13 protein-coding genes are annotated in these 15,150 nt (G+C 36.9%); 2 read left to right on the top strand and 11 right to left on the bottom strand.

The features are described 5' to 3' along the window. Nucleotides 1-15 precede the first annotated feature (15 nt). The 9 genes from KI369_RS07600 to KI369_RS07560 all read right to left on the bottom strand — a co-directional run bounded on the left by KI369_RS07600 (nucleotide 16) and on the right by KI369_RS07560 (nucleotide 11,815). Nucleotides 16-1,194 (bottom strand): FtsW/RodA/SpoVE family cell cycle protein, encoded by a 1,179-nt coding sequence (locus tag KI369_RS07600; protein ID WP_212955577.1) that lies wholly within the window; start codon nucleotides 1,192-1,194, stop codon nucleotides 16-18. Nucleotides 1,195-1,534: 340 nt separating this feature from the next. Next, the gene (locus KI369_RS07595) at nucleotides 1,535-2,854 is read right to left on the bottom strand and encodes a dihydrolipoamide acetyltransferase family protein (RefSeq protein WP_000257652.1); all 1,320 of its coding nucleotides are present in this window, start codon (nucleotides 2,852-2,854) and stop codon (nucleotides 1,535-1,537) included. 15 nt (nucleotides 2,855-2,869) lie between these two features. Continuing rightward, entirely contained in the window at nucleotides 2,870-3,853 is a 984-nt protein-coding gene (gene bfmBAB / locus KI369_RS07590; RefSeq protein ID WP_016086356.1) for a 3-methyl-2-oxobutanoate dehydrogenase subunit beta, read from the bottom strand. A gap of 13 nt (nucleotides 3,854-3,866) precedes the next feature. Next, nucleotides 3,867-4,868, bottom strand: a complete 1,002-nt coding sequence (gene bfmBAA, locus KI369_RS07585) for a 3-methyl-2-oxobutanoate dehydrogenase subunit alpha (protein ID WP_000852551.1) — start codon at nucleotides 4,866-4,868, stop codon at nucleotides 3,867-3,869. Nucleotides 4,869-4,895: 27 nt separating this feature from the next. Continuing rightward, a complete protein-coding gene (lpdA, locus tag KI369_RS07580; RefSeq protein WP_000090438.1) occupies nucleotides 4,896-6,317 on the bottom strand; it encodes a dihydrolipoyl dehydrogenase in 1,422 nt (473 codons plus the stop codon). Nucleotides 6,318-6,321: 4 nt separating this feature from the next. Continuing rightward, a complete protein-coding gene (gene buk / locus KI369_RS07575) occupies nucleotides 6,322-7,425 on the bottom strand; it encodes a butyrate kinase (protein WP_000056195.1) in 1,104 nt (367 codons plus the stop codon). Nucleotides 7,426-7,512: 87 nt separating this feature from the next. Next, a complete protein-coding gene (locus KI369_RS07570; RefSeq protein ID WP_212955576.1) occupies nucleotides 7,513-8,613 on the bottom strand; it encodes a Leu/Phe/Val dehydrogenase in 1,101 nt (366 codons plus the stop codon). Between the two features lie 34 nt (nucleotides 8,614-8,647). Beyond that, entirely contained in the window at nucleotides 8,648-9,547 is a 900-nt protein-coding gene (gene yqiS / locus KI369_RS07565) for a phosphate butyryltransferase (RefSeq protein ID WP_212955575.1), read from the bottom strand. A 195-nt stretch (nucleotides 9,548-9,742) separates the two neighbouring features. Beyond that, nucleotides 9,743-11,815, bottom strand: a complete 2,073-nt coding sequence (locus KI369_RS07560; protein ID WP_212955574.1) for a sigma-54 interaction domain-containing protein — start codon at nucleotides 11,813-11,815, stop codon at nucleotides 9,743-9,745. Between the two features lie 136 nt (nucleotides 11,816-11,951). Between KI369_RS07560 and KI369_RS07555 the strand changes: the two genes are divergently transcribed. After that, nucleotides 11,952-12,185, top strand: coding sequence for a DUF2627 domain-containing protein (locus KI369_RS07555; RefSeq protein ID WP_001190188.1), 234 nt, complete (start codon nucleotides 11,952-11,954; stop codon nucleotides 12,183-12,185). Between the two features lie 49 nt (nucleotides 12,186-12,234). On the opposite strand, the gene KI369_RS07550 is transcribed toward KI369_RS07555, so the two are convergent. Continuing rightward, a complete protein-coding gene (locus KI369_RS07550; protein ID WP_212955573.1) occupies nucleotides 12,235-12,963 on the bottom strand; it encodes a glycerophosphodiester phosphodiesterase in 729 nt (242 codons plus the stop codon). A 50-nt stretch (nucleotides 12,964-13,013) separates the two neighbouring features. Here KI369_RS07550 and KI369_RS07545 point away from each other — a divergent pair, with 50 nt between their 5' ends. Continuing rightward, nucleotides 13,014-13,160, top strand: coding sequence for a YycC family protein (locus KI369_RS07545; RefSeq protein WP_001247671.1), 147 nt, complete (start codon nucleotides 13,014-13,016; stop codon nucleotides 13,158-13,160). Nucleotides 13,161-13,347: 187 nt separating this feature from the next. On the opposite strand, the gene KI369_RS07540 is transcribed toward KI369_RS07545, so the two are convergent. Further along, nucleotides 13,348-14,874, bottom strand: coding sequence for a glycosyltransferase-like membrane protein (locus KI369_RS07540; RefSeq protein WP_212955572.1), 1,527 nt, complete (start codon nucleotides 14,872-14,874; stop codon nucleotides 13,348-13,350). Nucleotides 14,875-15,150 lie beyond the last annotated feature (276 nt).

Raw genomic sequence — 15,150 nt, 5'->3', positions numbered from 1 at the left:
AACGAATCAGCTTTTTTACTTAACAGAAAACATATACTTTTTATACGTTTTTCGTACCGATAATATAAGACCCATCATAATCATATTTGAGAACAAGGAACTTCCCCCATACGATAAGAAAGGTAATGCAATCCCTTTTACAGGCATTAATCCAACGATCATACCGATGTTTTGGAATATTTGAACCGTTAATATCCCAATTGCTCCAGCACATAATAATGTACCGAATAAATTATCAGCAGAATAACCGATAATAATTGTTCGATATAGTAGTAATAGGAACAAGAAGACAACTAACGCTGCTACGATAAATCCACCTTCTTCAGCAATTGTAGCGAAAATAAAGTCAGTATGCTTCTCAGGGATATAGACGTTCCCTTCGCCAAATCCTTTCCCTTCCATACCGCCACTACCTACAGCTAAAATCGATTGCTGCGTTTGATAACCTTGATCTGCATTTTCAAATGGATTTAACCAACCTACAATACGTGATTGTTGGTGAGGTTTTAGTAACGTAACTAAATTATTAAAGAAGAAATCCTCATACCTTACGTAAATAAATATTAACGTAGATAATACAGTCACCGGAATAACTGTACATAACGCTATCAATTTCTTCTGAATACCTGACATAAATAAAATACATGCAATTGCAGCGGCATATAAGAACACCATCCCTGTATCCGGTTGGCTATATACAACAGCCGTAGGAGGAATAGCTACTAACATTACCTTCCCTATTAGTATTAGGTCTGTTTTAAATGTTCGAACTATATACTGCGTATTATGTTTTACTGCTAAATTTGCTACTAGCATAACCAGTGCAATTTTGAAAAACTCCGATGGCTGAATAGCTCCAATTGCTGGAAACCTAAACCATCTTTTTGCCCCAAGTATTTCAGGTGTAAAGTTCGAAACTGGTAATATCTTCAATAAAATAATCGAAGCAAATGTAGCAATATACAATGGCCAAGATAGTTTTTGTAGCTGATCCGAATCAACACTTGCAACAAGAAGCAACATTACAATTCCAATTATGTAGTTAAGACCTTGTTTCAAAGCAAAATTCTCAGCCCCATATTGGCCAGTTTGTTGACTGCTATATATAGCAGCTATACTCGTAACACATAATGCAAACAAAATTAATATTAATTTTACATCTAAACTTTTTAGAAACTCGGTACTTCTTTTCATGACATCCTCCTGAAACATTGTTACAGCAAAATAAAAAACCAGGAGTCAACATTCTTCATGTTTTGACGACTGATTACACATTATCTATAAAACACTTATATAGAATAACTCTCTTTTTCATACAATACAATATATTATACTACAGTTTCGTCAGTAAGATTTGCCAAAAAATTATTCTTTTCTTATTTTATATCTATATACCCTATATCAGCAATGTATTTTCGTAAATTTCTAATACATACTCGTTCATTGTAAGATTGCCAGGAAAAGTGTTGTACATATAGTAGGGATGCAAATGAAGAAATAAGACGATAAAAAGCTCGCATAAGCGAGCTTTTTATTAATAGACAGATGTATTATTTTCTGACGTGTTTTCTAGAATTTCTTTTACACGTCCTAAGAACTTACCACAAATTAGGCCATCTAGTACACGGTGATCAAGTGATAAACATAAGTTAACCATGTCGCGAGCACCGAACATGCCATTTTCCATAATTACTGGGCGTTTTACAATTGATTCAACTTGTAAAATAGCCGCTTGTGGGTAATTAATAATACCCATAGATTGAACGGAACCGAATGACCCTGTGTTATTAATTGTAAATGTTCCGCCTTGCATTTCGTCCGCTTTTAACGATTTCGTACGTACTTTTCCTGCAAGTTCTGTAATTTCACGAGCGATACCTTTAATTGTCTTCTCGTCCGCGTGTTTAATTACTGGTACAAATAGTTCATCCTCTGTTGCAACAGCGATAGAAAGGTTAATATCTTTCTTCTGAACGATCTTATCGCCAGCCCACATTGAATTGATTTGAGGATACTCTTTTAACGCTTGTGCTACTGCTTTTACGAAGAAAGCAAAGAATGTTAAGTTAAAGCCTTCGCGTTTTTTGAAATCGCCTTTAATTGAATTACGGTATGACACAAGGTTTGTCACATCTACTTCAATCATCATCCAAGCGTGTGGCGCTTCATGTTTACTACGTAACATGTTCGCTGCAATTGCTTTACGCACACCTGTTACTGGAATTTCGATATCGCCAGGCATTGTTGGTACAGAAACTGGTTTCGCAGCTTCTACTTTTTGTGCTACTGGCGCTGCTTTTGGTGCTTCTGGACGCGCTTCTACTACTGCCGCTACCGCTTCCTCTTTCTTCGCCGCACCTGCTTGCGGAATATTTCCTGATTCCACTAGCTTTAAAATATCTTTACGAGTGATACGGCCGTTTGCTCCCGTACCTTCTACTAGATCTAAATCAACGTTATGTTCGCCCGCAAGTTTTAACACAGCTGGTGAAAAACGAGGTTTTCCATCAGTTGGTTGTTTTGCTTTCGGTGCTTTTTCAGGCGTAGCTACTTCTGCCTTTGGTTCTTCTTTTGTTTTCTCCTCAACAGCTGTCGCTGCTACTTCATCTGCGCCTTCTACTTGAATCACACAAACTACTTCACCTACAGCTAACGTATCACCTTCACCAGCGATTAACTCTTTCACAATACCAGTGAAAGAAGATGGTACTTCAGCATTCACTTTATCAGTCATTACTTCTGCAAGCGGATCATATTTGTTTACGTGATCGCCAACATTAACGAGCCATTTACTAATTGTACCCTCTGTAACGCTCTCCCCGAGCTGAGGCATTGTAATATTTTCTACAGCCATGTATAGTCCCCCCGATTAAAATTCCGCAAGTTCACGCATTGCTTTTTCAACTTTATCTGGATTTACCATAAAGAATTTTTCCATTGTTGGTGCATATGGCATTGCTGGAACATCTGGACCTGCAAGACGTGCGATTGGTGCATCTAAATCAAACAGACAGTTTTCAGCAATAATTGCTGCCACTTCACTCATAATACTTCCTTCTTTATTGTCTTCTGTTACAAGAAGAACTTTACCTGTTTTAGAAGCTGCTTCAATAATTGCTTCTTTATCTAATGGATATACAGTACGTAAATCAAGAACGTGTGCAGAGATGCCATCTTGCGCTAACTTTTCAGCTGCTTGAAGTGCAAAGTGAACACATAATCCGTACGTGATAACAGTAATATCATCACCTTCGCGTTTTACATCTGCTTTTCCGATTGGTAATACGTAATCATCTTCTGGCACTTCACCTTTAATTAAACGATATGCACGTTTATGTTCAAAGAATAATACTGGATCTTCATCACGAATTGCTGCTTTTAATAAGCCTTTTGCATCATATGGTGTAGAAGGGATAACAATTTTTAAACCTGGTTGGTTTGCAAACATCGCTTCCACAGATTGTGAATGATACAATGCACCGTGAACCCCCCCGCCAAATGGCGCACGAATTGTAACTGGACAAGTCCAATCATTATTAGAACGATAACGAATTTTTGCTGCCTCAGAAACAATTTGGTTTACTGCCGGCATGATGAAGTCAGCAAACTGCATTTCAGCGATTGGACGCATACCATACATTGCCGCACCAATTGCTACCCCAGCAATTGCAGATTCTGCAAGCGGTGCATCAAGCGCACGATCTTCACCAAATTGATCATACAAACCGTGTGTCGCTTTAAATACGCCACCTTTTTTACCAACATCTTCACCTAAAACGAATACTTTCTCATCGCGTTCCATTTCTTCGCGCATTGCTAATGTAATAGCATCAATATAAGACATTACAGCCATGAAACGTTCCCCCCTATTCTGCGTATACGTGCTTCAATGCATCTTCAGGTGCTGCATACGGAGCATTTTCTGCATATTCTGTTGCTTCATTTACGATATGCATAATTTCGTCTAACATTTGTTTTTCAGATTCCTCAGTTAACACGCCAGCTTCTTTTAAATAAGCAGCAAATGTTATAATTGAATCTTTTTTCTTTGCTTCTTCTACTTCTTCTTTATCACGATAAACACGATCATCGTCGTCACTAGAATGTGCTGTTAAACGATATGATACTGTTTCAATTAAAGTTGGGCCTTCACCACGACGACCGCGGTCTGCAGCTTCTTTTACAGCTTTATATACTGCAAGCGGATCGTTTCCGTCTATTGTATATCCAGGCATACCGTAACCAATTGCACGATCTGATACATTCTTACATGCTAATTGTTTTTCAACTGGAATTGAGATTGCGTATTTATTATTTTCACACATGAAAATAACAGGTAACTTGTGTACACCAGCAAAGTTTGCACCTTCATGGAAATCACCTTGGTTAGAAGAACCTTCTCCGAATGTAACAAACGTTACTAAATCTTTCTTTTCCATTTTTCCAGCTAATGCAATACCAACCGCGTGTGGTACTTGCGTTGTTACTGGAGATGACCCTGTCACAATACGATTCTTCTTTTGACCGAAGTGACCAGGCATTTGACGACCACCAGAGTTTGGATCTCCAGCTTTTGCGAAAGCAGACAACATAAGTTCTTTAGCTGTCATACCAAACGCTAGTACAACGCCCATATCACGGTAGTACGGTAATGCATAATCTTTCTCTCTATCAAGAGCGAATGCTGCTCCAACTTGTGCCGCCTCTTGTCCTTGACAAGAAATTACGAATGGAATTTTACCAGCGCGGTTTAATAACCACATACGTTCGTCAATTTTACGTGCAAGTAACATCGTACGGAACATTTCTAATACTTGCTCATCACTTAAGCCAAGCTCTTCATGGCGCTTTTCTTTTACTTCTGCCATTTTTCATAACCTCCTAAATCCACATTTTTATGCGTGTAACGCTTTTCCATCTACAGCTAATGCTGCTTCACCAATCGCCTCAGATAATGATGGATGCGGATGAATTGTATGTGCTACTTCCCACGGTGTTGCATCAAGTACTCTTGCAAGACCAGCTTCAGAAATCATATCTGTTACATGTGGTCCAATCATATGAACACCAAGAATGTCATTTGTTTCTTCATCAACTACAAGTTTTACGAAACCATCCGATTCACCGTATACAAGTGCTTTTCCGATTGCACGGAATGAGAACTTACCTACTTTTAACTTATAGCCTTTTTCTTTCGCTTCTTGTTCTGTTAAACCGACAGAAGCAACTTCCGGACTGCTATATACACATTTTGATACCATAGAATAATCAATTGGTGTAACTTCTTTGCCCGCAATATGTTCTACTGCAACAATTCCTTCATGAGAAGCAACGTGAGCAAGTTGTAAGCCACCGATTACATCTCCAATTGCGTAAATATGAGATTCTTTCGTTTGATAAAACTCATTTGTTTGAATGTATCCTTTTTCCACAACGATATCCGTATTCTCTAAACCAATATTTTGCGTATTGGCTTGTCTTCCTACAGATACAAGCATTTTTTCTGCTTTAAATTCTTTATTCTCACCGTTATGTTCAGCTTGAATTGTTACTCCATTATCTTTTACCAATGTTTCTGGTAATACTTTTGCACCAGTTACCACTTTAATACCTTTTTTCTTGAATAGACGTTGCATTTCTTTTGAAACGTCCTGATCTTCTAGTGGTAATATCGTTTTCGCATACTCTAATACTGTAACTTCTACACCGAAGTCAGCAAGCATAGATGCCCACTCAATACCGATTACACCGCCACCAACGATAATAATCGAACTAGGAAGCGTTTCCATTTTTAGGGCATGATCAGAAGACATTACATACTCTCCGTCTAACTCTAAACCTGGTAGTGAATTCGGACGAGAACCTGTTGCAACAAGTACATTTTTTGGAATTAACATTTCATTCTCTTCTCCACTTGCAAGTTCCACTGAAATTGTCCCTGGCATTGGAGAGAAAATAGATGGGCCAAGAATACGGCCAATACCTTCAAACACATCAATTTTACCTTGTTTCATTAAGTGTTGAACGCCTTTATGAAGTTGCGTTACAATCTTCTCTTTACGCTCTTGTACTTTCGCAAAATTTAGTTCTACATTACTCGCAATAACCCCGAATTCTTCGCTTTTTTTAGCAGTTGCGTATACTTCCGCACTACGTAAAAGAGCTTTACTAGGAATACATCCTTTGTGCAAACAAGTACCACCAAGATTTTCTTTTTCAACAAGTGCAGTTTTTAAACCTAGTTGTGATGCTCGAATAGCAGCAACATATCCACCAGTACCGCCGCCAACGATAACTAAATCATATTCTCTTGCCATTATCTCAACCCCTAGCTACTGTTTGTTTTTCTCGTACAACATATTCTTTCGGCGCTTCTTCTTCACGTAATACACGAAGTGCTCCTTCTGCTAATGCTTGTAATTCGTCTTCCCCTGGATGTACGATAACATCAGCAATCCAGTCAACACGTTCTTTTATTTCATCGACAAGAATTTTACTGTACGCAAGTCCACCAGTTAAAACGATTGCATCAATTTTTCCGTGAAGTACAGCGCTAGCTCCACCAATCTCTTTTGCAACTTGATATGCCATTGCTTTATAAATAAGAGTTGCTTCAGGATCACCTTTTTCAACCATTTGTTCTACTTTGATCGCATCATTTGTACCGATTAGACTTACAAGTCCACCTTGTCCAACAAGCTTTTTAACCATTTCGTCACGGTAATACTCACCAGAGAAACACATTTCAACTAGTTGCCCTACCGGTACTGTACCAGCACGCTCTGGACTAAATGGTCCTTCTCCGTTTAAGCCGTTATTCACATCAATAACTTTTCCTTTTTTATGAGCACCAACTGTAATACCGCCGCCCATATGTGTAACTAATAAATTTAAATCCTCGTATTTGTGATTTAATTCTTCAGCCACTTTACGAGCAACCGCTTTTTGGTTTAATGCATGGAAAATGCTTTTACGTTCCATACCAGCAATACCGCTTATACGAGCAATCGGCTCCATTTCATCTACAACGACAGGATCTACTATGAATGCCGGAATATTTAATCCAGAAGCGATTTCATATGCTAAAATGCCTCCAAGATTTGAAGCATGATGGCCGCTAAACCCATTTTTTAAATCTTCTAACATCGAATCGTTTACTGTGTATGTTCCGCCTTCGATTGGACGAAGTAATCCCCCGCGTCCACAAACTGCGTTTAACTTTGAAATGTTAATACCGTGAGAATGTAGAACTTCTAAGATCGTTTCTTTACGAAACTCATATTGGTCGATAATTCGCTTATATTTTCCAATCTGTTCTTCGTCATGACGAATAGTTTCTTCTAAAACGGGTCTTTCATTATCAAAAACACCAATTTTTGTGGATGTACTACCCGGATTAATAACAAGAATTCGATTTAAGGACACTGTTGCTACCTCCACTAATAAATTCAAAAGGAGGTGGAAACCTCATAAGAGGTAACCACACCTTTTGTAAAAGTAATATATGAATGATTAGCGACGGCTAATGATGTCGTGACCGTTGCGTAAGTATGTGCTACGAGAGTTTTTCAAGCTTGCAATGCGCTCTTCAGCTAGACGATCTGCTGCTACATAAGTTGCTATGCCATCGCGTTTTGAAATTTCGATTACTTTTGCAATTGTTTCATAAATTGACTCAACACGTTTTAGTGCACGTTCTCTATTGTATCCATATAACTCATCTGCTACGTTAATTACGCCACCTGCATTAATTACATAGTCTGGTGCGTATACAATACCCATTTCATGAATGATGTCGCCGTGACGATCTTCTTTTAATTGGTTATTTGCAGAACCTGCGATTACTTTTGCTTTAAGTTGTGGAATAGTTTCGTCATTAACTGTTGCGCCTAATGCACATGGTGCGTAAATATCACATTCAACACCGTAAATTTCATTTGGCTCAACTGCTGATGCACCGAATTCTTCTACCGCGCGTTGTACAGCTTCTTTATTAATATCTGTTACGATTAATTTTGCTCCTTCAGCATGTAGATGTTTGCATAGGTGATATGCTACGTTACCAACGCCTTGAACAGCAATTACTTTTCCTTCTAAATTATCAGTACCGAAAGCCTCTTTCGCAGCTGCTTTCATACCACGGTAAACACCGTATGCCGTTACTGGAGATGGGTTACCAGAAGAACCGAATGATGGTGAAATACCTGTTACAAAGTCAGTTTCTTCGTGGATAATATCCATATCATCTACTGTTGTACCAACATCTTCAGCTGTAATGTAACGTCCGTTTAGTCCTTGAATGTAACGTCCTAATGCACGGAACATCGCTTCGCTCTTATCTTTACGTGGATCGCCGATGATTACTGTTTTCGCACCACCTAAGTTTAAGCCAGCTGCTGCGTTTTTGTATGTCATCCCTTTTGCAAGACGCAATGCATCTTCAATCGCCGCTTCTTCAGAATCATATGTCCACATTCTTGTTCCACCAAGAGCTGGTCCAAGTGTTGTATCATGAATTGCAATGATTGCTTTTAAACCAGATTCTTTATCTTGACAAAATACCACTTGCTCATAATCATATTTTTCTAAGTATTCGAAGATTTCTAATGTCATTGTCGTTTCCCCCTAATGTTTTACCCTATTTGGTTTATTTTGAAGCAGTCGCAACTGCCAATGCTAATGAATATACTTTTGTTTCTGCTGAATCAGCACGAGACGTTAAAACAATCGGTGCTTTTGCGCCAGCAATCATTGCTCCTACTTTTGCATTCGCAAAGTATACGAGTGATTTGTATAGCACATTTCCAGCTTCAATCGTTGGGACGAGTAAAATGTCTGCCTTACCTGCTACATCACTTACTATGCCTTTATGTTCTGCTGCAATTTGTGATACTGCATTATCTAAAGCAAGTGGTCCATCAACAACACAATTTTTAATTTGTCCGCGGCGATTCATTTGAGTTAACATCGCTGCATCAATTGTCGCTTGCATCGCAGGATTCACAACCTCTACTGCTGCAATTGGTGCCACCTTTGGCAAATCCATTCCTATTGCCTGGGCAACTTCTACAGTATTCTGTATAATAGCAGCTTTTTGTGTTACATCAGGTGCAATGTTCATCGCTGCATCTGTAACAAAAATAAGACGATCGTAATTTGGAACTTCAAATGCTGCTACGTGTGAAAGTACGCTACCTTTACGAAGTCCCCACTCTTTATTTAATACAGCTTTCAAAATATTTGCTGTTGGGATGTTCCCCTTCATAAGCACATCTGCTTCGCCATTTCTTACAGCTTTAACAGAAAGTTCTGCAGCCTCAGCACTTGACTGTGCTGCAATCACTTCAATATGTTCTGAAGTTTGTAAACCATGTTCTTGTAGCATCCCCATTATTTTTTCTTGATTTCCATATAGACGAAATTGAGCTAGCTGTAATGGAATTGCTTTCGCTACAGCTTCAATTACTTCATGATCCTCAGCTACTGCTACAGCCACAGTTTTTTTCGGCTGTCCTGCTGCTTGATCAATTAAGTGTTCTAACTTCATATTTTGTAATCAACCCTTTCCGTCGTCCCTCGTCTATTTATAAAGCAAATACCGTGCCAACTTTTTAAAGTGGTCTTACCAATAATGAAAACGCATTCAAAATGCAGTAAAATCAATGCTTTGGAAAATAACAAAAGATTCTGTCTTTTTTTGTCGCATTTTGTATACCGTGCAATAATTTGCACGGTACGCAATTTATTGCACGCTATTTTTTGCACACTCATACTTTTCTAGCTTGTAATATAAATTTCGAACTGAAATTCCTAACGCTCTTGCAGTTTGTGTCTTATTTCCACCAAACCTCTCTAAATATTCATGAATGATATTCCCTTCAAACTCCGTCACTAAATGCTCAAGTGGCTTTTCTTCCAACTCAGGTAATAAATGAGTTTGCTTCGATTCCACCTGCTCTTCGTTATGCAATGGCGGTAAATGGTGCACATCAATATAGGTCTCGTTATAATTCATAAAGATAATAGCTCTCCCTAAAATATTTTCAAGTTCCCTCACATTTCCTGGCCATTCATATGATTGTAAATATAAAATAGCCGGATCAGTGAGTCCCTCAATATTTCGACCATAATCTTGATTAATTTTTTGAATTAATCTTTCTGCAATCGATGGTATGTCCTCTTTACGCTGACGAAGAGATGGAATTTGAATTGGAATTTTATTTAATCGATAATATAAATCCTCCCTAAACTCTCCTGCTAGAATAGCTTTTTCTAAATTCACATGTGTCGCTGCAATTACTCGGACATTGATAGGAATCGCTTTCGTCCCACCAACTTTTACAATCTCTTTTTCTTGCAACACACGAAGAAGTTTCGCTTGTGTATTTGCAGACAATTCTCCTATTTCATCTAAAAAGATACTACCGTTATTCGCTTCCTCAAAGAATCCACGTTTTCCGCCTCTTTTCGCTCCAGAAAATGCACCTTCCTCATAACCGAATAACTCACTTTCTAACAACGTCTCCGAAATAGCAGCACAGTTTACACGAACAAATTTATTATATTTTCGGTTACTTCCATTATGGATGGCATGTGCAAATAATTCTTTACCCGTTCCAGATTCCCCGCGTAGTAATACTGTTGCTGGTGTATTCGCGCCAAGTTTCGCCTGTTCAATAGCGGCCGTTGTTTCATCTGAATTTCCGACAATGTCATCAAATGAATATTTCGCTTCTAACGTTCGAATAATTTGCCTTGCTCTATTTAATTCATTTGTTAACTTTTGAATTTCTGATACGTCACGAATTACACCGACGCTTCCTTTCAATATCCCGTCCACAATGACTGGCGCTACATTTACAATTACATCTCGCTTTTTTTGCCCAATCTTCATATGTATCCCTCGTACCGCCCTACGTGTTCGAAGTACCTTCATATGCATACTTTCACCTTCTACAATATCGGTTGTAGCTGGCTTCCCAATAATATCCTCTTCTGTTAAACCTGTTAATTTCGTATACGCAGGGTTAATTACTAATCCTCTTCCTTTTTCATCCACGACCGAAATGGCTTCCTCAGACGAGTTGATAATCGCCTCAAGTAACGTTTGAATCTCTTTTAAATCTGTAACTTCTTCCGCAAGATCTACCACTTCTGTTATATCTTTAAAAATCGCAAATGCCCCTTGTACTTCTCCTCCCTCTTTTAATATCGGAATACGGGTTGTAATAATTTTCTTTTCATTCTCTAATGTCAGTTCATAATTCACTTCTATTTGTTTCGTACGTATAATACGAAGCAACTTACTCGTCGGAATGACTTCTAAAATATATTTCCCTACGGCATCTTCTTTTTTGTACCCGATAATACGCTCTGCACTTTTATTAAATAGACGAACTTGTCCATCTCGATCGATTACAATCATACCGTCATGCGTAGAATTTAAAATTAAATCACCTTGTTGCGTTTGTTCTTCTAACTTTCCAATTAAATCTTCCTTCTCATGTGCTAATCTCGTAACAATTTTCGCAATATCACCTGGTATAAGAAGAGTATCTTTATGCTTTTTCTTTAATAAAACTTTATGTAAATCATCATCACCTGTCATATCAAACATTACATCAATATGCATAGAAAGAAACGGCGTTACACTCTCTCCAATCATAACCCCGTATTCCTTAGCCATTTGTAATCCTTTTGCTATCGGATTTATATCAATAATCCCTATAATTTGAAATAAATTCGAACTTTGCAACAGATTCAGCAGTGTACTGCCACCTTCACCTGCACCAACAATTAAAACTTTTTGTTTCATATATCACACTTCCTCTCGAAGTATCTCTGCAAAATTTTTCACACCCTTATCTTACTCGTTCAGTCTCCTCTTGACAAACCCCCTTTTCATATAACATCATTAGAATAAACGAAATAATCTGAAAAGGGGCATTTATATGCAGCGTTACCTTGCTCTATTATTAGCACTCATCCCTATTTCATTAGCTGTATTTGGCATTAAGTTAATGAGAGATACTGTATTCGGGATTCTATTTCCTCCTCTCTCTATACTATGGTTACAATTTTTGATCGGCGCTCTCTGCTTCGGGCTCGGATTTTATATTTTTGGTGGTTTCGTCTTACACCGAGACCGTAAACGAAATAAAGTACAAGCTCGCTTTAGAAGGTAGAAAAACCCCACTATTTATAAATAAAAAAATGAGACCGTTACAAGCGGTCTCATTTTTTTATTGGCAATAACATTCTTGCCGTTTCAGGGTAATCAGTAATAATCGCCGAAATATTCATATCAAAATATTTACGCATAAGTGTTTCTTCATTAATTGTATAGGGCCGAACCTCTACATCACTTTCCATCGTTAGTTCGGCAATGGCATCTTGCAGATAACGATAATTAGGGTGTACTGCTGTAGCGCCCATTTTTTTTGCATATGCCCACGGACTATGCAAACCTTCGCGATATAAAATCGCTGTTTGAATATCAGGAGCCATCATATGACACCTTTTCATACTATAGTGATTAAATGAAGAAAATATAACACGATCTTCTAGATTAAATTTTCGTACAAGCGTTATAACTTCTTCCTCTAAACCTCTGTATGGAATTTTATTATTTTTAAGTTCAACATTAAGTAGCAACTCTGTTTTTTCAATCCATTGCAATACTTCTTCTAAAAGTGGTATTTTACAAAAACCTACTTTATCACCAAATTTATAGCTCGCATCTAATTTACATAAATCCTCATATACATAATTTCGAACCGCACCTTTTCCATTCGTTGTCCGGTCCACTGTTTCATCATGAATGACGACAACTTTTCCGTCTTTCGTTAATTGAACATCAAGTTCAATTCCATCCGCTTTAAAAGATTCCGCTGCTTCAAATGAAATCATCGTATTTTCTGGATATGTTCCTGCTGCACCACGATGTGCAAATATAAGAGTCATCCTCACTCCCCCAATCTTATGCTATACTATACGAAAAAGGAGGTACTTCTATGAGACCATTACAAATTTCTCCAGACACTGCAGTCCGCCTATCAAAAGCATTAGGTGTTCCGCTCGAACAGCTTATGCATATGCCGCAGCACATTTTAATTCAAAAGTTAGTTGAATTAGAAAAACAAAATAAAGATGAAGAATAATACAGTCCTGTTTTACAGGGCTTTTTATTATTTTCTATTATATCACGGATAACTTCCCTGCTAAAATCCCTTAACGGATATACTATAATTCCATTTAATCTTTTTTTCAAATATTTAATTGACTATAAATGAAACCCCCTCTTTTAATAAAAGAGGGGGTTCTTACTACTCGTTTCAATTACTCAAATTATGCATTTTTCTTTTCTTTGTTAAAAATCATAAACAATTTATATAATCCTAAAGAAGCTGGAATATTCATAAATGCAAATGCCTCATAAGTATAATGAGGAGCTGTTTCCCATAGTAATAAGAAAGTAAACACTCCTAGCGTACTAATCATCGCAATACGTATAACTTCCGATTCATTTTCATCTTTCTTTTTATAAAGTATAACAGCCGCCAGAACAGCTACATAAACAAATAATTTGATAACATACGAATATACAGTAACGATTTTATAATTCGTTGTACTATAGTTCGATACGTAATTAGTTATTGTGTCGTTCTTCTGCTCAAACCATTCTCCAATACGATACATAGAGAACTGGCTCGATACCCATTCTCTAGTTATTTTTTCATTTAAATGCCGTACATAACCCATTACGCCAAGTTCATTAAAACGCTGAACTATAACTTTTTTATTATGTTCATCCAAATCCTTTGTATTTTTTATGTTTTCATCATTAATATAATCTGTATCCGCCTGATTCCAAACACCATACGTATCTTTATTCAAACCCATTTGCACCCAATGGGTATATGGAATTTTTTCAATTTCATTATCGGTGCTGAGATTTAACTTTGTCGTTATACCTTTAAAACTTACAATAAGGATTAAACAAAATAAAACACTACTTAATACTTTTACAGAATACTCCTTACGAAACTTTAAAATATTTTCAATTAAAATCGCTAAAGCTACCGCCAATGCTGTCGGTCTTATAATATAAGTACAAGCTGCAAATACTCCCAATAAAATCCATAAAATAATCTTCATTCTTTTTGTTTTCGCCGTTTTCAAACATAAATATGTATACATCGTTGCTGAAATAAACAATATTACTAACGTATGCGTATAAAAAACTGGTGCCTGCCAATATATAAAAATATTTAACACAGATAACACAATCGATATGTGAGCAACTTTAAAGTTTGTAATTTTCTTTACAATCAATACATTTAAAATGATACTACCTGTTATACATACTATTGGTAATATTTTTATCGCTACATCTACGCTTCCTACCAATTTAGCAAAATATCCTCCTAATAATACAATATGTGTATTATATGGATAAAATAGAAGTTGTCCCATTTCTAAAAAATGATTATCTCCCTTAAATACAGAGACAATCCCTTCTTTAAGGATGGCATAATCTCCTACAATAGGGTTAAATGCTATGGAAGTAATCATTATTTCCATCGTCAAAATGATTACGATACCTAAAGCAATCATAATATTTGTGTACGTTCTTCTCATTTTATTAATAACCCATTTATAATACATAAAGAAGAGCGCAAATAAAAGCAACGTCGCCGCTATAACAGCACCGACCTTTTTGGGAGTATACTCCTCAGTCGGATAAGGAAATTCACCACTCATCAAAATTGTTTTCGGGATAAAAAATTTACTTACTATCATTGAAAATATAGATAAAAACACCGTCATAACAATGATTGGGTAAGCTCGATTCACTATTTTTTTAAAAGTCATTCATCCATTCTCCTATATCTCTTAACTTTTCCCAATCAATGATACGTTATAGAGATTATGATGTCAAACCCACGTATTTTCTGTACATATCCTTATTTTCACTGCATTTTTCAATAAAAATATGTTATTCCTTCAAAATCCTTAAATTAAAGGAAATAAAAAGACCAATGGATTCTAACTCAATTATCTTTTAATTTATAACCAATCAACGTCTTAAATTATTACTAGCGTCTACATCAGGATTACTTCGAATATACGGTTCAACATATGTTCCAT

The sequence above is a fragment of the Bacillus sanguinis genome, assembly GCF_018332475.1.
In the GTDB taxonomy this organism is placed as follows: domain Bacteria; phylum Bacillota; class Bacilli; order Bacillales; family Bacillaceae_G; genus Bacillus_A; species Bacillus_A sanguinis.
The sequence above is the reverse complement of the archived record's forward strand: the minus strand, read 5'-3'. Positions and strand labels throughout refer to the sequence as shown.